The sequence below is a fragment of the Pseudoxanthomonas sp. genome (assembly GCF_002863005.1).
In the GTDB taxonomy this organism is placed as follows: domain Bacteria; phylum Pseudomonadota; class Gammaproteobacteria; order Xanthomonadales; family Xanthomonadaceae; genus Pseudoxanthomonas_A.
The window spans coordinates 307,814-325,271 of record NZ_PKDG01000015.1 but is presented as its reverse complement, the minus strand read 5'-3'; the positions used below and the strand labels follow the sequence as shown (position 1 = coordinate 325,271).

The window sequence follows — 17,458 nt, the reverse complement described above, 5'->3', positions numbered from 1 at the left end:
CGCTACGACGCGAGCTTCAGGCCGATGATGCCGGCCACGATCAGGCCGATGCAGACCAGCCGCGCCGCCGTGGCAGGCTCCTGGAACAGCCACATGCCCACACAGGCAGTCCCGACGGCACCGATGCCCACCCAGATCGCATAGCCCGTTCCCAGCGGGATGTGCTTGAGGGCCGCCGCCAGCAACCAGAAGCTGGCCGCCGCGGCCACGGCCGTGACCACGCTTGGGACCAGGCGGGTAAAACCTTCGGAGTACTTCAAGCCCACCGCCCAAGCCACTTCCAGCAATCCCGCCAACACCAGATAGACCCACGCCATACGTCACCTCCTCAGGTTGAGTGCCCGGGCCATAACGCGAAACGGCCCGGAACCTTCGTTCCGGACCGCCGTCGGTCCTGATGCACGGCTCGCGCCGCGGGCGGGTCGTCCCGCCATGTGTGTGGGCAGACTAGCGAAGGCCATCCGAACCGGATGTAACCCGCGCCCGTCGCCAACCCCTCATTCCGGCAGGTTGCGCCCGTGGTACAGCTCCTCGATCTCCCGCTTCAGGCGCGCCTCGATCTTCATGCGCTCCTTGAACGACAGGTTCTTGGCCTTCTCCTCGAACAGGTAGTTGTCGAGGTCGAACTCCTTCAGGTGCATCTTCGTGTGGAAGATGTTTTCCTGGTAGACGTTCACGTCGAGCATCTCGTAGCGCGACTTGATGTTCTTGGCCAGGAAGTCCTGGATCGAATTGATCTTGTGGTCGATGTAGTGCTTCTTGCCCTTCACGTCGCGGGTGAAGCCACGGACCCGGTAATCCATGATGACGATGTCGGATTCCAGGCTTTCGATCAGGTAATTCAGCGCCTTCAGCGGCGAGATCACGCCGCAGGTCGCCACGTCGATGTCCGCGCGGAACGTCGCGATGCCATTGTCCGGATGGGTTTCGGGATACGTGTGCACCGTGATGTGCGACTTGTCCATGTGCGCCACCACCGCGTCGGAGATGATCTCCTTGCCCGCATCCTTCTTGTCGATCACCGGCTCCTCGGAAATGAGGATGGTCACCGACGCGCCCTGGGGGTCGTAGTCCTGGCGGGCCACGTTGAGGATGTTGGCACCGATGATCTCCGCCACGTCCGTCAGGATCTGGGTGAGGCGGTCGGCGTTGTATTCCTCATCGATGTACTCGATGTACCGGCGACGCTCGTCTTCGGACGAGGCATAGCACACGTCGTAGATGTTGAAGCTCAGCGCCTTGGTGAGGTTGTTGAAGCCTTGCAGCCGCAGGCGAGGCAGGGGTTTTACCACGGCGGTGATCCCTCTTCGGGGGTGTCGGATGAGGGGGCGGATTATGCGCCATATGGGGTGACAGCGAAATGTCCGCCGCCCATCCGCCAGCGGGCCGTCGCACAGTGGCCCAGCCCTTGCATGGCCTGCGTTTGCCGTGGGCCACGTATTCGGACTAAGCTTCCTGAATTACAAGCCGTGACCACCATGAGCCCAGGCATCCCCCTTTCAGCCCCTGCTCGCCCCGCCGCCAGCCCCCTGACGCCGGACAACGCCACGCTTGAGCGCTTCCTGGCCCACAGCCACCGGCGCCGGTATCCGGCCCGCGCCGATGTCTTCCGCCCGGGCGACCCCGCCGGCACGCTTTATTACGTGGTGAGCGGGTCGGTAAGCATCATCACCGAGGAAGACGATGACCGCGAGCTGGTCCTCGGCTACTTCGGTTCCGGCGAATTCGTGGGCGAGATGGGCCTGTTCATCGAGTCCGACCGCCGCGAGGTCATCCTGCGCACGCGGACACAGTGCGAGCTGGCGGAAGTCAGCTACGAGCGCCTGCACCAGCTGTTCCTCGGCACGCTGTCGGCCGATGCACCCAAGCTGCTGTATGCCATCGGCGCCCAGCTGTCGCGTCGCCTGTTGGATACCAGCAGGAAGGCCAGCCGCCTCGCATTCCTCGACGTCACCGACCGCATCATCCGCACGCTGCACGATCTGGCCCGCGAACCGGAGGCCATGAGCCACCCGCAGGGCACCCAGCTGCGCGTTTCCCGCCAGGAGCTGGCACGCCTGGTCGGCTGCTCACGCGAAATGGCTGGCCGTGTATTGAAGAAGCTGCAGGCCGACGGTTCCCTGCACGCACGCGGCAAGACCGTCGTGCTGTACGGCACCCGCTGACCGCAGGGAACAGGCGGCCGGTCTTGTGGGCCTGCCGCTGCCCGGGTCGTCGTCTCCACCTGCTCGACCGTTGCAGCGCCCTCGCCTGTAATACTGCGCAGCGCTGGGCCACCTCGTTTGTCCGCACCCCTTCCGCAGGGGGCTGGCGCGCCAAAGCGCCGATACCTTTCCGAGGTTGACGCTGCGCCCGCATGGCCAGGCCAGCGGCGTGGCGGACAGGACTGCCTGCGTCATCTTTGCCTTCACCGCATTGATAGGCGGCGTTATCGCGCCCGGGGTTGATGACGGTCGCCAGCAGCGCGCCGTTGGCAACGGCTCTTGCAGAAGTCACGCATCACAAAGCGTGCAGGATGGGCGCGGCGCAAACCGGCCCACTCTGCACCTGACCGACGCAACGGAGCGGGTCGCCCCCATGGCGCCCGAAACCTCACTGCGTCTCGGCCGCGGCTTCGGCGCGCGACTGATCCGGCGTGGCCTGAACTTGCTCGCGCCCGAGTCCCGAACACGCACGCAGCCGCCGCCGCAAGGCTGCAGTGCGATGCATGGGCCGATGGATCGGCCCATGCGTGTCCCGTCCTGTCAGCGCGACGGCCCGGTCTGCTCGCGTTGCTGTGCCACTTGCTGGTCGGTGAGCGATGGCGGGTCTTTTGGCTGCCAGCCCTGCGCGGCGGGCGTCTTGAGGTAATCGTCCAGCGCCTGGCGCATGGCACGATCATCACCCCCGTGCATCGCGGAGAACATGCGGTCCACGAACGAACGCTGCGCATCCTCGCTGCGCGGATTCTGCGCTGTGGCGTCCGCAGGCCGCGGGTCGCGATTGGCGGTCGCCAGTGCTTCACGCGAGCGATCCCCGAAGATCCCGTCCACTTTCAGCCCGCGGTCTTCCTGGAACGCCCGCAAGGCATGTTCGGTCTGCGGACCGAATTTTCCCGACGCCGTCTCCAGTGGCCGACCATCGGCGCCCCGATACCCCAGCTGGTTCAGTTGCTGCTGCAGGTCACGCACCGCGGCACCGGACGCTCCGTCACGCAGCACCTCGGGTGCTGCCGTCCGCATCGGAACAGCAGCACCACGTTCGGCGCCCTGCAGGTGCGGCAACGGGTCCACCTGTCGGCCATCGCGCCACATCTCGAAATGCAGGTGCGTGTCTCCCTGTGCAGGCGTGTTGCCTGTCCTGCCCATGGTGCCGATCTGCTGCCCGGCTTCGACACGCTGCCCATTGCGCACGCTGAAAGCGTCGAGATGGAAGTACTTGGTGAGCGTGCCGTCATCGTGCCGCACGTGCACGGTGTTGCCTGCCGCCCCATTGTTCGGACGCACCACCACGGTACCTCCCGCGACGGCCACGACCGGATCGCCGACGTTGCCCTCGATGTCGATGCCGCCATGACGCCGCCCACCGCTGCGTGGCGTACCGAACTCACCCCGGCCCTCGCGTGGCTTGTCGGCCTGGTTGATGTCATGGTTGCCTGGGGTCGGCCAAGCGAATCCGCCCTCGCGCTGCCGTGCTTCAGCGGCTGGGGCGCGATTGCGATCCTGCTCGGGAAGCGCAAGCTGCTGCGCGATCGCCTCACGCGTACGCGCGTCGGCGTTGCCGGTGGCCTCAAGCTGGTTCGCAGCCTGGAGCGCACGCACGGCTTCCTGCGTCCTGCCTCCGTAGATGCCGGAGCGCGTCTCCAGTTCCGCACCCTGGCCGTCGCGGAATCCCAGCTGGTTCAATGAGGTTTGCAGCGCGCGCACATCCTCGCCGCGTTCGCCACGCTGCAGCACACCATCCGCCAGCGGCGACGTGCGCTCGCGGGCAGCCGCATCCGGCCGGCTCGCCTGGATGCCGCGGTCCGGGATACTGATGGCCGCGTACTTGGTATTCCAGTACTGCGAGAACGTATTTGCCAACTCGCGATCGTCGAGGCCGCGCAGGTCTGCGTAGGCACGCCCCGTCAGGCGCTCCACGTCTCGCTCGCTGATATTGTTGAGGATATTCCTGCGCGTGTTGGTACGGGTGAACTCACCCGCCTCGATCGCATTCTGGATGGACGCATAGCCTGCCGCGCCCTGCTGGTGGGCCAGATACAGGTCCAGTCCGCTCGGCGTCTCGTTCCCGGAGAGGAAATCGTGTCCACTGCGGGCCTGCCGACGTGTGATGTCGGCCAGATTGTCCGAATACAGCGCCGCCGCCGCGCGGGTGTTCGCCACCGGATCGAACTCGCGCCCCGCTATTCCGTAATCCTCGGCAGTGCCCGGTACGAACTGGAAAAGTCCTTTCGCGCCACTGGGATTGCTTGCATTCGGATCGAAGCGACCGCCTGTCTCGATGTAGGCGAATCGCAGGAAATCTTCCCGCGGAATGCCGCTTTCCTGTGCTTGTCTTTCGATGATGTCGAGAATCTGCTCACGTGTGTACTGACTGGCCATCGTTGGCTCCTTTGCTGAAGTACGCGACCGGGGGTCGCTGGACGTCAACCGGGCCCCTCCCTGGGCCTGCTACAAGTCGGTCAACTGTGAATCCGCTTACTTTTCGTAGCGTTGCGTCGCCTGATCGAAGGTGTAAACCACGGTGTCCGCTTCCGTCATGTCGCGAACCTTGCCGGGCGCGGCGATGGTGGTTCCCTTCGAGACAACCTTGAGGTCAGGCAGGCCCGCACCGGTCTGCTCGAATGCGAGCGTCCCGCTGCTCGCCGCGCAAGGCATCACCTCCCCACCATCGCACGCATCACTGTTGTCGTAGCTGACGGGAATGCTCCCCAGATAGCCCCATTGCCTGAATCCGAGTGCGTCCACGTTGTCGGGATCGAACAGAAGCAAAGCGAACATGCGTACGTCCGTGCCGTTCACGAAATCCAACGTCGGTACCGCCAAGAGGTAGCGACCGTCGCCGGTCGTGAAAGACTGTGCCTTTCGCGATTCATCGATCTGCTCGGCCCGCCCCATCCTGCCGAACTCGCCGACATAGCCGTCCGTGTCGGGCTTGGACCACTCGGCCTTGCCCTCCTTCTCCACGCGCGTGAACGTCGCCTGGGAGATGGCGACATGCTCGGGGTCCATCATCCCGTTGTCGCCCTCTGGACCCTCGCCCTCGCTTTTGATGCCGAAGCCCGTGAAGTAGTGCCTTCCTTTGAGATCGAACGCATGGCCGTACCAGTAGCTGACGGTCGCACCGCCGTCGACCTCGTAGCTGACCGCACCGTCGCCATCCCGCTGGTAGATGAAATACAACACGCTGTCCGCGGAGGGCGGCTTCAGCTCTGACATGGATTCTTCCTTATTCTGGGGTGGCGTCGCCTGCGCCACGGCCTGCGCACTCCGCGGATCAGGCGCGTCGCACGCGCCCACGAGCGTTGCCATCGCGACCAGGAGCACGGGAGAAAGGACCTTCATGCGCTGCAACCTCATGTGGTTAATCGAACTTGGTCGGACGGTTTGGACAACGGATATCGTCGCCCGAGCTAACAACAGTCGATCGAATCGCACTGCTCGCTTCAGTGACTCGACTGCGAACCCTGGAATCGAACCGGGCAGATCTCGCTCAATAGTCACAAGCAACGAAAGCATCACTGAACTTCATCCACACTCTCAAGCCAGCACGCACGGATTAAATCTGACAACCGAGTCGCCTTGTTGATACATCTGGGAATAGTTCGAAGAAATGTACATCCTTCCTTACTCGCGAATCAGTATAGGAGCCGTGCAGTTCGAGTAAGTCATTTCGCAAGAACGTCCTGCGTTTTTAACGGTGCAATCAGCTATGGCGAGCTTCGATGCAGCCTCCACCGTCTCTCCGTCCAGATATGTAGCGATCGGATTCTTCAGCACCTCAATCGGCTCGGCCACTACTGCGCAGGTATTCATGTAGGTATAGACGAACTTGCATTCCAGTCCGCCGCTGGCCTTGCACTTATCGCGCGCTTCGCGCACTGCTTTCCGGCGGCTCGATTGACCGGTCGATGTACCCACGTTGCCGGTGGCATTATCCCCTACCATCGCACCCCAGGTTGATTTCCATCGGTTATAGACTTTCCCGGCAGGAAGGTCCCAACCGCCCCCGGCTCCTCCAGCTGGGCCACAACGTGGATCACCCGGACCAACACCTTGCGGACATGCTGTCTGCGCATAGGACCCCGTGGAGAAGACGAGCAGGAAGAGAAGAACTGTTGTGCGGGACATTAGCGGCCAGCCTCAGTTGAAAATGTTGCGTGGTGACTGAAAAGACGAGTTTGCCATTGACGACGAACGTGCCACTGACTGCATATCCCCACTCACCCCAGAGTACCCCGGCTGTCCCGGCGCGCCTGGCTGTTGCGTTGGCTGGAAGGCACTGTAGGGCGTGAACTGACCAAGCGTGCCCTGGAACAGCATCGCTGCCATCGGCGGCGCGCTCACAATGAGAGCGGTCAAGATCAGCCCAAGACCTCCCTGCTGCATCGCCATGTTGGTCACATTCTCTCCCCCCATGCCAAGCGCACTTGTAATCCAAAAAGCTGATCCGACAGCAATAACCATGTCGAGCGCCAACGTCACCATGACCGTCAACAATGCCATTGAGAAAAGTGTGCCTATTCCGTACATCAACCATTTCTGGAATAGAGGTTTGGTTTGCTCGAACAGCAGGCATAGAATGAATATTGGACCCATCGCAACAATCAGACCGATCGCTACCTTATTCAACATCATTGCCACAGCCGCCATGATGGCAGGCGCTCCGAGACCTACGCCAGTAAACAACAGGGCACGATCCTTCTGCTTCTCTGTGACCATGTCGTGATTACTATCCACCGTATCGATGGCAGACAGCGCCACCTGCATAATGGCGAGCGTGCGATCGATATCACCATATGCCCCGCCGCCATCCTCTTCGCCCGTCATCGTCTCGTTCACCGTCTTTGTCAGACCATCTGTCAACGTCTGGTAGATCGGCCCCCATGAAACAGCCGCTCCCAGCGCAATGCCAATGATGAATGTGGCGCGCAGCGAACTGACGACCAGAGCCAGCATGGACTCTCGAGATTGTCCTGTAACTATTCGGTAGCCCTGGATCATTATCCACAAAGTGAGGAGCACGGTACCTATCCCGCCAACTACGCGCATGACTCTCCGCCCAAGGTTGGGCAGATATTCATTGATCAGTTCGTCATCAATAAAGTCATTGATCTCATGGAAGAAGACCATGTTCGGTAATGAGGCATGCAAAGGCACCCACTCACGCACCGTATCCATTATTGGCAGCAATCCGACGTCCATTATGTGCCTGCCTGCTCGTGAGAGTGGATCATATTTCTGCCCGATTGAGTGGACCTTCAATCGCTCATTTCGCTAGCGCTCACGACTACGCGCAACCTGCAGCGCACCCTTGAGTGTCCCGTATTGCACAACTTCTTCAAATAGGCCGCGACCTTTCCCGTTGAAAGCAGCCTGACCCAGCCAAACTTGCTCAGTGTTGAGCGCTTTCAGACTGGCGTCGTAAGCGCTAAGCAGCGTATTTGCATTCTGGATATCGAGCGCGACGTACGCTTCCAGCTGGGCGATGTTGGCCTTCACTCTCTCGAGCGAACCGGGCTGGTCAGCAGGCACTGCGGCAGCCTGCTTCTTGAGCTCTTCCATCTGCCTATCCCGAACATCAAGATTCTTCAATATCCGGACCATCACGTTGTAGCGCGTATTCTCTGTCTGGATGATAGCCACGCAGTTCTTGAACTGACGCTCAGCAATGTCCTTGAGTTGTGCAGGACCGGTACGAAGGCCGCTTCCACTACCACAGCGTTCCGCCACATAGTCATTCAGTCCGCGCTCCGATAGCGTCTCTCGATAACCAAGACCTCCGTTGAATGAAGGACCATTCACATACTTTTGCTCGAGCTCACGGATCTGGGTTCGGTACTGTTCCATCTGTCGCTGCAATTCTTGGTACATCTGCTGGTATTGGGCCACCCAAGCAAATTTGTTGACGCCGATATGCGCTCCATCAACGACAGGAACTCCCGATGCACTGCTGGGGAGCGCGGGCAGCAGGAGAGCAGCAATCAGCAACGTTAGCGCCAAGAGCCTAATCTCCTTTCCTTTTTCTGTAAGAACTCGTGACATGTCTGTCTCCCTTAGTCGGTTTGACGTTGCGATTCTCCACTGGCCTCCTCGCTTGCAAGACGCCGGCCGGAGCTAGGACTAACTTTGCTTGTTGTTCGATAAGGAGCGGCTCGCTGACCTGCCCGACCCTTTCCGCTCCTCCTGAAAACGCGGCAACCACTGCTCGGGGCGCAGGTCGGCCTTGTCGACGCCCAGTCGCAGTGCTTCTTCCTCGACGATGTGATGCATGATCTCGATGTTGTCGGTGCTGGCCGAGATGACCGCGAGGGCATCGTCCATGCCGCGCAGGTTGAGTTGGCACACGGTCGAGGCGTGGCCCTGCTTGACCAGGAAGCAGCGCGAGCGCTCGTCCAGGCTCTTGATGACCTTGAATTCCGCGTCGGTCAGCTTCAGCCCGTCGATGTAGTCTTCGCGCGCCGCATTCGGATTGGGAAGCAGGATCAGCGTCGCCGTCTGTTCGATCAGCGCCGCAGATATGTCGCTGGCGAGCGCATCTTCCGGGCTCTGGGTGGCGAAGATGCCGAGGCCGTTCTGCTTTCGGATGGTCTTCTGCTTGTTCTTGGCGAAGTCCTTGAGCGCTCCGCCGCCATCGAGGATCTTCCAGAACTCGTCCATCACGTAGATCAGCGGGCGACCGTCGATCAGCTCTTCCAGCCGATGCAACAGATAGTTGATGACGGGGACGCGGATTTCGGCATTCTCGATGACATCGGTGTAGTCGAAGCCGATGATGCTGGCCCGGCTCAGGTCGATCGTGTCGACGGGGTTGTCGAACACCCAGCCGAGCGCGTTGCCTGACGTCCACTTGCGGAGGCGGGCATAGAGTCCGTCGTCCCCCATGTTGGGCAGGCTCTTCTGGAAGTTGGTCATCGACCTCAAGTGGAGCGGCATGTCCAGCATGGACTCGACCGCCCGGAAGATGTCCTCGTCCTCACGTGCCGTGTAGTGGCTCTTGGCCGCCAGGACCTTGATCAGCCCCGCCAGGAACTGCACGTTGGCGTCAGTGCGTTCGCACTGGAACGGGTTGAAGCCGGTAGGCTGCCCGTTCTCCAGCGCCAGGTAGTTGCCGCCGCAGGCGCGCACGAATATCTCCGCACCACGGTCCTTGTCGAAGAAGAAGATGGTCGGCACGGGATCGAACTTCTGCACCTGGCTGAGCAGGAAGTTGATCAGCGCGGTCTTGCCGGTGCCCGACTTGCCGATGACCATGGTGTTGGCAATGGCCTTCTCACCCAGCGAATTCTCGGCGGGATGCGTGGCGTGGAAGTTGAAGTAGTAGGGCTGTCCGTTGGTGGTCTGCAGCACCGTCACGCTGTCGCCCCACGGATTGTTGTCGCGCTTGCCGGTGGCGAAGTTGTGCAGCGGCGACAGTCCCAGGAAGTTCAGCGAACTGACGTTCGCCAGCCGCGTACGGTAGCGCCAGTTGCCCGGCAGCTGGGAATAGAACGAAGAGCAGACGGCCAGGTCTTCCTTGGCGGACACGAAGCCGGCGTTGGACAGCTCCGCCCGCGCCACGGCCACGTTCTGCGACAGACGCTGCTGGTCCTCCGCGTACAGGGTCATGATGAAGTGGTACTCGCCCAGCACGAAGTTGCCGGACGCGACCTGGTCCATGGCACCGTCCAGCTCGATGATCTGGCTCACCGCCTTGTCGCCCGACGAGATCATCATGCCCTTGGTGCGGTCCAGCACCTTCAGTGCGTCCTGGCGCCCCATCGGACTGAACGAGTGCGTGATGACGTACTCGAAGTCGAGATACTTCAGGCCGTTGAGGATGCCGGGCCAGGTACCGTCCGTATACTCCTTGATATTCAGGATGGCGCCGAAATGGTTCCGTCCATCCGGCGTGCTGACGACGAAATCGCCCGTCTTGGACGAGAACATGTGCCGGCTCACTGCCAGGTAATCGTACAGCGGCGCGCGCAGGACCGGGACCGGTTCGGAGATGCGGTTGAGGACGAAGCCGAAGAACTCGAGCGTTTCGGAGAAGACGCCGCCCGCATCGGATTCGTACATGCCCAGCCGGGTCGGTGCGTAGTCCTTGAGCACGGCCTCGACGTTGCCCGCCAGCTCCATGATCTTGTCCACCGCCTGCTCCTGCTCGGCCTGGAGGCGCGGCACGTTGGCGGACTTCTCGACGAACTTCTTCCCCATCACGATGGGGCGGTAGATCATCGTGAGGTAAAGCTCGTTCTGCATGATCTTCTGCGCGGACAGCGCATCGAAGTAGCCGTCCGACAGCGCCTGGTTGAACGCTTGGCCGAAGCGCGCGCCGGAGCGTATGCCACCACGCCGGCGCAGGTCGTGCACCCAGAATGCGACGTTCACGAAATCGGGCGCCCGCAACGTCTGCAGCATGCGGTTGAACGTGTTGTGCCTGTGCTCCAGCTCCCATTCCTCGCGCCCGACGAACGGCAGCCCTTCCAGCCGCCACGTCAGCAGGAAGTCGCCCCCCGTCGTCTTGACCACCTGCGGGGACACGTGGGCGGACAGCGGGATGAATTCGGCGATGGACAGGTCAGGCGCGAGCATGGGTCAATCCGGGATCGAGTCGTCGAAGCGCTTGCGATAACTGTTGGGCGTGAACACCCACATGCCCTCGTGGTGGCGGAGGTTCCGGACCTTGGTCCGGAACTGCCACCGCAGGCCGAGCAGCCGGAAGATCATTTCGTCGCGGCGCGCCATCTGCCGCATGATGAAGATCACGACCGGCAGCAGGGCCAGGAAGAACATGTTGAAGTAGAACGTGAGCAGCAGGCAGCTGCCCGCCCCGATCGTGAAGGGCACATACGGAACCCCCATGAACATGGGTGGGCGGGTGCAGCCCCTGAACAGCACGTTCTTATGCATACTGCGTCAGCATCTGTCCGACGACCATCGCGGTCGACGTCACGTCGGAAGGCAGCAGCATCTTCGCGATCTGCGCGGCCGCACCGATCAGGAAGCCACCGATCAGCACGGGCGCCACGTCGCCGACCCGCTTGTGGTTGAACGCGATCTGGTAGCCCGCGAAGATCACGGCGATGGTCACGATGGCGATCGACGCCACGTTCAGCAGGGAATTGATGTTGGTGAAGAAGCTGGTGACCCGTCCCTGCGCGCCGGTGGCGTCCTGGGCGAGCGCCAGCTCCGGAAATGCCAGCGCGGTGGCGGCGATGATCAGCATGACGATGGCGCTGGAAGCCTGCTTTGCCTGGATAAAGTGCGTGTTGTTCATGATGGACCCCAAATGGTGGTTGCAACGGTAGGTGGCACTTTCGCGTGCCGATGAGCCATCCCTGGCGGGTACTGCTAGAAGACGAAAGCGTCATCCCTCCCGGATGTCTGCACGACCTGCGGCGCTTGCGGCGCCGTGGTGGTGTTCTGGTGATAGGCCTGCACCGTGACGGGCGCATCGGCCGATGCCTGCGCGATGGCCGGCGCTATGACGGGTGCGGCCGGCAGTGCCGTCGTGCGCCGCGGAGCATCCGCTGCGACGGCGGCGGTACGCAGCGCATCCACCCGCTCGGACCTCGCTTCCTCGACACGGCGTGCGACGCGTGACGACGCCCGATCGCCCATGGCCGCGCGTGAGGCCTGCTCATATGCTGTGCGTCGCGTCGTCCGCGATGCCTGGGCGACCGTCCTGCGATCGATCACCGGTATGGCCTGCGCGTTGCCGCTAGCCGCCTGCCGCTGCCAGGAAGCGAATACCTTCTGAACGTACCCGTGCCGATAGCCGGTCGTGAAGTTGCCGGAGTAGTAGCAGCTGAAGGCCTTGCCCCAATCGTTGCCGGAACGCGAATAGCACTCGGCGAGGATGCGCGAGCCTGCCTGCAGGTTCGGGCAGACATCGAACGCCTTCTCGTAGCTGTCGAGTCCCTGCCGCGTGAGGTTGTAGCGATTGACCTGCGCCAGTCCCAGCGAAAAGTTGTAGCCACGGTCCTCGAGCATGCGGGCCGTCGACAGCGCCTCCGCCAGATTGCGGGGTTGCCGGGCCAGTCGCCCCCCGACCACACCGATCGCGTACGGATTGAACGAGGACTCGACCTTCACGACGTGCTCCATCACCGTCGGCGGAACCGCCAGTCCGGTACAGCCCATCAGCTCCATGCCAGGCAGCATCAGCAGACCCTCCCTTCTTGGCAACCCGGCATACCGAGGCTGCCCCACCTGCCGGATCCCTGCCCTGTCGTCGATGGGTACGTGGCGTTCATATGCGTCCTTCAGGCGGCCAAGGCACGGGCGGGATCGAAGTCGATGCCGGTGATGTAGCGGCGCCCCGCGTGCGCCTTGATGTGCACGACGATGTCGATGGTCATCTTCAGCAGGCGCTTGATGACTTCGAACTCGAGGCCCGCGCCTTCGGCCGACGCTTTGACCATCAGGGCGAGCTGGTCCCAGGTCTGCGCCGTGCTGCCGGCGTGGCAACTGGTGATGGAACCCGGATGACCGGATGCGCAGTTGCGGATGAAGTAGAACGACTCGTCGCCGCGCAGCTCCGCCAGGATGATGCGGTCCGGCTTCATGCGCAGGCAGGCTTCCATGCAGTTCTTGGCGGTGATGTTGCTGGCGCTCTGTCCGCCTTTCGAGTAGAGCAGGTGCACGACGTTGGGCTGGCGGATGAACAGTTCGCGGGCGTCCTCGATCGTCACCAGACGCTCCTGGTCGGGGATGTGGTTGACCAGCGACTTCATGAACGTCGTCTTGCCGCTGCCGGTCGCGCCGGCCACCACGATGTTCTTGTGGTAATGCACGGCCTTGCGGAAGAACTCCGCATAGTTGCGGCTGCGACGGAGCTCCAGCAGTTCCTGGTCGTGGTCGCCGAGCACCTGCTGCTGCTCGAGGATGTCGTCGAAGAAACCGTCCTGTTCGTACTGCTCCAACGATTTGCTGAACTTCGCCGGCAGGCGGATGGTGATCGATACCTTGCCGGCGTCGCAGGCCGGCGGAATCACGAACTGCGCGCGCTGGCCGGTCGGAAAGGTCAGCGACACCATCGGATCGATGTCGGTGATGCGCTGGCCGGTGTTGCTTTCGTTGACGACCGAGGTGCAGAACTGCCGGGCGCGCTCGAAGGTGAGCGTCGGCACGTCGGCCTTGAGCCACCCCGCCCGTGCCGTTTCGAGATAGAGCTCACCGGGGCGATTGATGCAGATCTCGGTGACGTCCGAGGACTGCATGTGATCGCCGATCCCGAGCACCTGGTACTGGTAGTCCAGGAACTCGTTGGAGATGCGGGCAAGGGGCTCGTTCTGCGTATCCATGAATGAACGCCCGTCAGCGCATCACCGCGGAGAAGTCGACGTCACGCGCCACGTACACATTGACGATCGTGCCCTGGTTGATCGTCACCGTCGGTGGGCGCGCCATGTTCCGGTCCAGCGCCATGTTGGCCAAGCGCTCCATCGTCCTGGCGGTGTTGCTTTCGTAGGGGTTCTGGACGATGGCGCCATTGATGATGGAGGTCTCCTGCGGACCATTCTTCGCGCCCGCGTACTTGAAGGCATCGCTCAGCATGCTGATGAGCAGGGCGGATGAGATGCGCTGTGCCCAATGCGCCGAATAGTGTCCCGGGTTGCCGGCCGCGCCGAGCATGTCGGTACCCGGACTGCGCATGTTCACGTCCATGCCGGTCGGTGTGGTGATCCGGTCCCAGACGATGGCGGCGCGCTCACCGATGATGGCCTCCGAGTTGTAGCTGCCCATCACCTTCGAGCCGCGCGGTAGCAACAGGCGCTTGCCGTTGACCGAGTACACCGGCTCGGTCACCACGCAGGAGGTATAACCCGGCACATCGGTGATCACGCGGGATTCGAGCACGCAGCGGATGTAGGTGCCGCGCAACAGCAGGGTATTGGGGTTGTACAGCGGCTTGGCACTCGCCAGGTCCTCAGCTTTCTGGGACGAAGTTGGCTCCGGTTCCACGCCAGCCTGCATCATCAACCTGGCATATTCGTCTGGCGACATCACACCAGCCATGCCCGAGGATTGGCCAGCGACTCCGCTGCCCATCCCAGCGCCATCCATGATGCGGCGCTCGCGCAAGGTCGGTTGATTTGATGTCGCATTACCCATATCCGGAATCGCCAACCCCGGCGGTGGTTGCGGCGTGTCGTCGATGACTGGTAGCGGCGGGAGATCGGGTTCGGCAACCATGGCAGGCTGCTCAGGGGGCAATTCTGGTAAGTCCTTAGGTGCCGCAGGAATCACGACCTGTTCACCTTGGGCTCTTTTGCCCGCCACATCATCTGCATCTGACGTAACACTGTTGAATATCCAGAACGCACTCAGCAGCAGAAGCGCCACGATCCCACCTAGGAACAGCAGCGCCTTGCGATTGAGCCGCTGCACATCCGCGGAGCGCAGGTATGGCGCATTCGCGTCGAGGTCCGGCTCCGGTGCGGGACGCGATGTCTGGTAGGGGCTCTGCGGCGCTGCCCGTTCGGGGCCCGTGTCCGGCTGATCGTGCGGCGTCTGGTTCATTGCTCCGGGCTCCTGCGCAGACCGACCACGTTGTCGCCGTGGCGGATGACCAAGTAGGGATACGTGCCGTGGACGACGATGGTGTCGTCCTGCACGGTCGAGTTGACGACGAATTCATCGCCGTCCTCGCTGTCGCGCGCGAATACGACCGGGAAGTTGCCGCTCGGGAAGCGCGTGCGGTCGCCCATCCGGATATAGGTGAAGCGGCGATCGTCGTACACGGTCGTGGGCACCAGCCAGGTGGGGCCGCGCTTGCGCTGGGCGTACTCGTAGTTGAAGTGGTACGCGCGCCCCGGCTCCACGTCGGTGTTGAGTTCCGACGCCACTTCCTGCGGCTTGTTGGCCGTGCCGGCGAAACTGGTGTCGCCCGGATAGGCGAACTTGATGCGGTACTGCACGCCTGCCGCGCGGGCCTGGTCCAGCACGCGCCAGTCCGTCGCCACCACCCTCAGTTCGAAGATGTACGAATGCGCTGCCGTGCGCACCAGCAGGTTGGTGTCCACGTCGACGTTCTTCGGCTTCAGGTAGAACACGTTGCCGCGGCGGCTGATATCCCATCCGCCGCTGAACCCGGTGCTGAAATCCAGGATTTCCTCGTGCGGCGACAGTTCGATCTGCGTGGTGATGCCCAGGCCGGTGCGCACCGGGTACACCTTGTCCGGTGAGTACGTGTACTCCTCGATCACCTGCGCCACCGCAGGCAGCGTCATGAGCAGCAGGCCAATGGCGGCCAGGCGCCGCAGGGCGTACTTCAACCTCATCGTTGGGGCACTCCGGGTCGCGTCTCGGGTTCCGACTGCTCCGCGGGCTGCGGGGTCGTCGACACATCGTTCTCACTGGGGGGCGCGGGCGGCGTGCCTGCCGCGGCAGGTTCTGCAACCTGCGGCGTCGCCGCAGCCGACACGGGCGCGGCGGCCGGCGGCATGGGGAACTCGCGCTCCGGCACGGTCGCCGCCGCGAAGTCATCGTCCACGCGATAGTTGGTGACGCGGAATCCCAGCGGATTCAGCAACCGGTCCTCCTCACTCAGCCGCAGGTCCGGGTTGTAGGTGAATTCGAGGGTCGCGATCCGGCTGTCCAGGGGCTGTGCCTGGCCACGCCCCTTGTCGTACAGGCTGCGCTGGAATCGCACGGTGGCGCCCGTCGGGCGCGCACCGGCGCCGCCGCCGATCAGGACGATGCTGAGGATCCGGGTCCGCACGGAACTGGCGCTGCCGTAGAGCCGGAAAGGCCGCTCCGGATTGCTCTCCGAATGCAGTGCGATGTAAGCCGGCGCGACCGCAGGGCCCGCCATCGAGAGCGTCGTGCGCCAGTTGCGCTGGCCGACCAGGCCCGAGTCGTAGGATTCACGCGCCAGCACGAACTGCGCCACGTTGCTCTTGTTGATCGCCTCTTCGGTCGTGACGTCGCGGTCCTGGAAGTTGCCGGAGAGGCGCGCCACGCTGGCCGTACCGGTGTACGGATCGGCCATGACGAGATACGGCACCTTCTCCTTGAGGGGCAGGAAGAGGAAATAGCCCCCCGCCAGGATCAACGACATCAGGATGGCCGACCACGCGACCATCCAGGCGCGGCGTTCGCTCTTGCGTGCGCGTTCTGCCAGCGTCAGCTCGAAGCTGACACCATGCGCCACGGCACGGTCGATCTCGGGAGAAGAGGTTTTCTTCTTGAACATGCGCGAGCCGTCGGCGTCAGTCGCCCAGCGACGCGGCGGGCGTCACGTCGGCGGAGGGTAGCGACGCCTGGCTCACGATGATCCGGGGGCGTTCGATCACCACGCGAACGCCCTGGTCGGCGTAAGCAGCGGAGAGCGCGGCGGCGGCATCCTCCAGGCTCCCGGTACGGATCTGTGCGACCGGCGCGTGCAGCGTGTAGTCGTTGGGATGCAGGTAGGCGAGCGTAAGGCTGCCGTCCTTCGCCCAGCGGGTGAGCATGGTCTTGAGCGTGCCATCCGCCGGGGAGGCCTGGTAGATGTAAGCCTGCTGCAGTGGGATGGCCTGGGGCGCCTCGGCGAACCGGTTCACCGGACGCCAGCGCCCGTGGATATCCGCCGCCTGCGGCGTCGCGCACCCCGCGACCAGCACCACGAAACACGACACCATCATCCTGCGGAAAACGACGTTTCGGATCACGAATCCACCTTTCTGCAATCGTCAGCAACCCACTTCCCTTGCGCGCCTCTCGGGAAACGCGTCACGGCACTGAAGAATGTTTCGGGGCGGCAATGCGCGCCAGCATGCGCGGGAATCAGGAATGATCCCGTGCTCATCGCACTGCGCAGGCAACTGTCCTGCGCACTGCCCCCTGTCACCGCATCCATGCGTCGAAGCTCCTTGCATTTCCTTCAAGCGCTTAACGTGCGTCGCACATTGCGGCCGCGCACTGCATCACGCCAGTCGAGCCGAACATAGCCACGGCTTTTTGCGACGTCAACACGAGAAGAAACGTAAACATGTTTATGTCGTTTCAACCCCGCATCGCGTATCGCATCAAAACCCTATAAAACAAGGCACTTGTTTCAATACGATTAAATCAAAACGACAGGTACGATCATGAATGTGAAGGTCGATGTGAAAGCAGGAACGACGTCACATCCAATGTGAAATCATTCTTCACTGCGATGAACGCTTGCGTGACGCGATCAATGGATACACGCGAAACTTCAGCTGGATGTAGGAATTTTCCTACACGACTTCGTTGCGCGGCGGAGCAGCTTGAACGTAAAACATCTCATGCATCATGCTGATGCG

The 17,458-nt window shown here is 62.5% G+C and carries 17 protein-coding genes; 1 reads left to right on the top strand and 16 read right to left on the bottom strand.

Annotated features, from left to right (window positions below):
* Positions 1–2: 2 nt before the first annotated feature.
* Both sugE and speD read right to left on the bottom strand, forming a co-directional pair.
* Positions 3–317 carry a quaternary ammonium compound efflux SMR transporter SugE gene (gene sugE, locus CYU89_RS06450; protein WP_296279516.1) on the bottom strand — a complete coding sequence of 105 codons (315 nt, stop codon included), beginning with the start codon at positions 315–317 and terminating at the stop codon, positions 3–5.
* Between the two features lie 180 nt (positions 318–497).
* A complete protein-coding gene (gene speD, locus CYU89_RS06445) occupies positions 498–1,292 on the bottom strand; it encodes an adenosylmethionine decarboxylase (RefSeq protein ID WP_055936923.1) in 795 nt (264 codons plus the stop codon).
* Between the two features lie 186 nt (positions 1,293–1,478).
* Between speD and crp the strand changes: the two genes are divergently transcribed.
* Entirely contained in the window at positions 1,479–2,165 is a 687-nt protein-coding gene (gene crp, locus CYU89_RS06440) for a cAMP-activated global transcriptional regulator CRP (protein WP_296279500.1), read from the top strand.
* A 579-nt stretch (positions 2,166–2,744) separates the two neighbouring features.
* Here crp and CYU89_RS06435 read toward each other — a convergent pair.
* The 14 genes from CYU89_RS06435 to CYU89_RS06370 form a co-directional block, all read right to left on the bottom strand.
* Positions 2,745–4,580 (bottom strand): peptidoglycan-binding protein, encoded by a 1,836-nt coding sequence (locus CYU89_RS06435; protein WP_296279499.1) that lies wholly within the window; start codon positions 4,578–4,580, stop codon positions 2,745–2,747.
* A 96-nt stretch (positions 4,581–4,676) separates the two neighbouring features.
* Positions 4,677–5,543, bottom strand: coding sequence for a hypothetical protein (locus CYU89_RS06430; protein WP_296279498.1), 867 nt, complete (start codon positions 5,541–5,543; stop codon positions 4,677–4,679).
* 282 nt (positions 5,544–5,825) lie between these two features.
* Positions 5,826–6,146, bottom strand: a complete 321-nt coding sequence (locus tag CYU89_RS06425) for a DUF4189 domain-containing protein (RefSeq protein ID WP_296279830.1) — start codon at positions 6,144–6,146, stop codon at positions 5,826–5,828.
* 195 nt (positions 6,147–6,341) lie between these two features.
* The gene (locus CYU89_RS06420) at positions 6,342–7,403 is read right to left on the bottom strand and encodes a type IV secretion system protein (protein ID WP_296279496.1); all 1,062 of its coding nucleotides are present in this window, start codon (positions 7,401–7,403) and stop codon (positions 6,342–6,344) included.
* Positions 7,404–7,475: 72 nt separating this feature from the next.
* A complete protein-coding gene (locus tag CYU89_RS06415) occupies positions 7,476–8,243 on the bottom strand; it encodes a type IV secretion system protein (RefSeq protein WP_296279493.1) in 768 nt (255 codons plus the stop codon).
* 78 nt (positions 8,244–8,321) lie between these two features.
* Positions 8,322–10,775 (bottom strand): VirB4 family type IV secretion/conjugal transfer ATPase, encoded by a 2,454-nt coding sequence (locus tag CYU89_RS06410; RefSeq protein ID WP_296279490.1) that lies wholly within the window; start codon positions 10,773–10,775, stop codon positions 8,322–8,324.
* 3 nt (positions 10,776–10,778) lie between these two features.
* Positions 10,779–11,093, bottom strand: a complete 315-nt coding sequence (locus CYU89_RS06405; RefSeq protein WP_296279488.1) for a VirB3 family type IV secretion system protein — start codon at positions 11,091–11,093, stop codon at positions 10,779–10,781.
* A complete protein-coding gene (locus tag CYU89_RS06400; RefSeq protein WP_296279486.1) occupies positions 11,086–11,460 on the bottom strand; it encodes a TrbC/VirB2 family protein in 375 nt (124 codons plus the stop codon). The genes CYU89_RS06405 and CYU89_RS06400 overlap by 8 nt, the downstream gene beginning before the upstream one ends.
* Positions 11,461–11,534: 74 nt before the next feature.
* Positions 11,535–12,347, bottom strand: a complete 813-nt coding sequence (locus CYU89_RS06395; protein WP_296279484.1) for a lytic transglycosylase domain-containing protein — start codon at positions 12,345–12,347, stop codon at positions 11,535–11,537.
* A gap of 101 nt (positions 12,348–12,448) precedes the next feature.
* Positions 12,449–13,489: a P-type DNA transfer ATPase VirB11 gene (gene virB11, locus CYU89_RS06390; protein WP_296279481.1), complete on the bottom strand. Its 1,041-nt coding sequence runs from the start codon at positions 13,487–13,489 to the stop codon at positions 12,449–12,451.
* A gap of 13 nt (positions 13,490–13,502) precedes the next feature.
* The gene (locus tag CYU89_RS06385) at positions 13,503–14,708 is read right to left on the bottom strand and encodes a TrbI/VirB10 family protein (RefSeq protein ID WP_296279479.1); all 1,206 of its coding nucleotides are present in this window, start codon (positions 14,706–14,708) and stop codon (positions 13,503–13,505) included.
* On the bottom strand, positions 14,705–15,469 hold the full coding sequence (locus CYU89_RS06380) for a TrbG/VirB9 family P-type conjugative transfer protein (RefSeq protein WP_296279477.1): 765 nt from the start codon (positions 15,467–15,469) through the stop codon (positions 14,705–14,707). The genes CYU89_RS06385 and CYU89_RS06380 overlap by 4 nt, the downstream gene beginning before the upstream one ends.
* On the bottom strand, positions 15,466–16,383 hold the full coding sequence (locus tag CYU89_RS06375) for a type IV secretion system protein (protein WP_296279475.1): 918 nt from the start codon (positions 16,381–16,383) through the stop codon (positions 15,466–15,468). The genes CYU89_RS06380 and CYU89_RS06375 overlap by 4 nt, the downstream gene beginning before the upstream one ends.
* Before the next feature lie 16 nt (positions 16,384–16,399).
* On the bottom strand, positions 16,400–16,813 hold the full coding sequence (locus CYU89_RS06370) for a hypothetical protein (protein WP_296279829.1): 414 nt from the start codon (positions 16,811–16,813) through the stop codon (positions 16,400–16,402).
* Positions 16,814–17,458: the final 645 nt, after the last annotated feature.

Excerpts from the sequence above, each read along its gene's own strand:
- sugE (WP_296279516.1), bottom strand. The coding sequence starts at position 317 with ATGGCGTGGGTCTATCTGGTGTTGGCGGGATTGCTGGAAGTGGCTTGG.
- crp (WP_296279500.1), top strand. The coding sequence starts at position 1,479 with ATGAGCCCAGGCATCCCCCTTTCAGCCCCTGCTCGCCCCGCCGCCAGC.
- CYU89_RS06435 (WP_296279499.1), bottom strand. The coding sequence starts at position 4,580 with ATGGCCAGTCAGTACACACGTGAGCAGATTCTCGACATCATCGAAAGA.
- CYU89_RS06430 (WP_296279498.1), bottom strand. The coding sequence starts at position 5,543 with ATGAAGGTCCTTTCTCCCGTGCTCCTGGTCGCGATGGCAACGCTCGTG.
- CYU89_RS06425 (WP_296279830.1), bottom strand. The coding sequence starts at position 6,146 with ATGGTAGGGGATAATGCCACCGGCAACGTGGGTACATCGACCGGTCAA.
- CYU89_RS06420 (WP_296279496.1), bottom strand. The coding sequence starts at position 7,403 with ATGGACGTCGGATTGCTGCCAATAATGGATACGGTGCGTGAGTGGGTG.
- CYU89_RS06415 (WP_296279493.1), bottom strand. The coding sequence starts at position 8,243 with ATGTCACGAGTTCTTACAGAAAAAGGAAAGGAGATTAGGCTCTTGGCG.
- CYU89_RS06410 (WP_296279490.1), bottom strand. The coding sequence starts at position 10,775 with ATGCTCGCGCCTGACCTGTCCATCGCCGAATTCATCCCGCTGTCCGCC.
- CYU89_RS06405 (WP_296279488.1), bottom strand. The coding sequence starts at position 11,093 with ATGCATAAGAACGTGCTGTTCAGGGGCTGCACCCGCCCACCCATGTTC.
- CYU89_RS06400 (WP_296279486.1), bottom strand. The coding sequence starts at position 11,460 with ATGAACAACACGCACTTTATCCAGGCAAAGCAGGCTTCCAGCGCCATC.
- CYU89_RS06395 (WP_296279484.1), bottom strand. The coding sequence starts at position 12,347 with ATGCTGCCTGGCATGGAGCTGATGGGCTGTACCGGACTGGCGGTTCCG.
- virB11 (WP_296279481.1), bottom strand. The coding sequence starts at position 13,489 with ATGGATACGCAGAACGAGCCCCTTGCCCGCATCTCCAACGAGTTCCTG.
- CYU89_RS06385 (WP_296279479.1), bottom strand. The coding sequence starts at position 14,708 with ATGAACCAGACGCCGCACGATCAGCCGGACACGGGCCCCGAACGGGCA.
- CYU89_RS06380 (WP_296279477.1), bottom strand. The coding sequence starts at position 15,469 with ATGAGGTTGAAGTACGCCCTGCGGCGCCTGGCCGCCATTGGCCTGCTG.
- CYU89_RS06375 (WP_296279475.1), bottom strand. The coding sequence starts at position 16,383 with ATGTTCAAGAAGAAAACCTCTTCTCCCGAGATCGACCGTGCCGTGGCG.
- CYU89_RS06370 (WP_296279829.1), bottom strand. The coding sequence starts at position 16,813 with ATGATGGTGTCGTGTTTCGTGGTGCTGGTCGCGGGGTGCGCGACGCCG.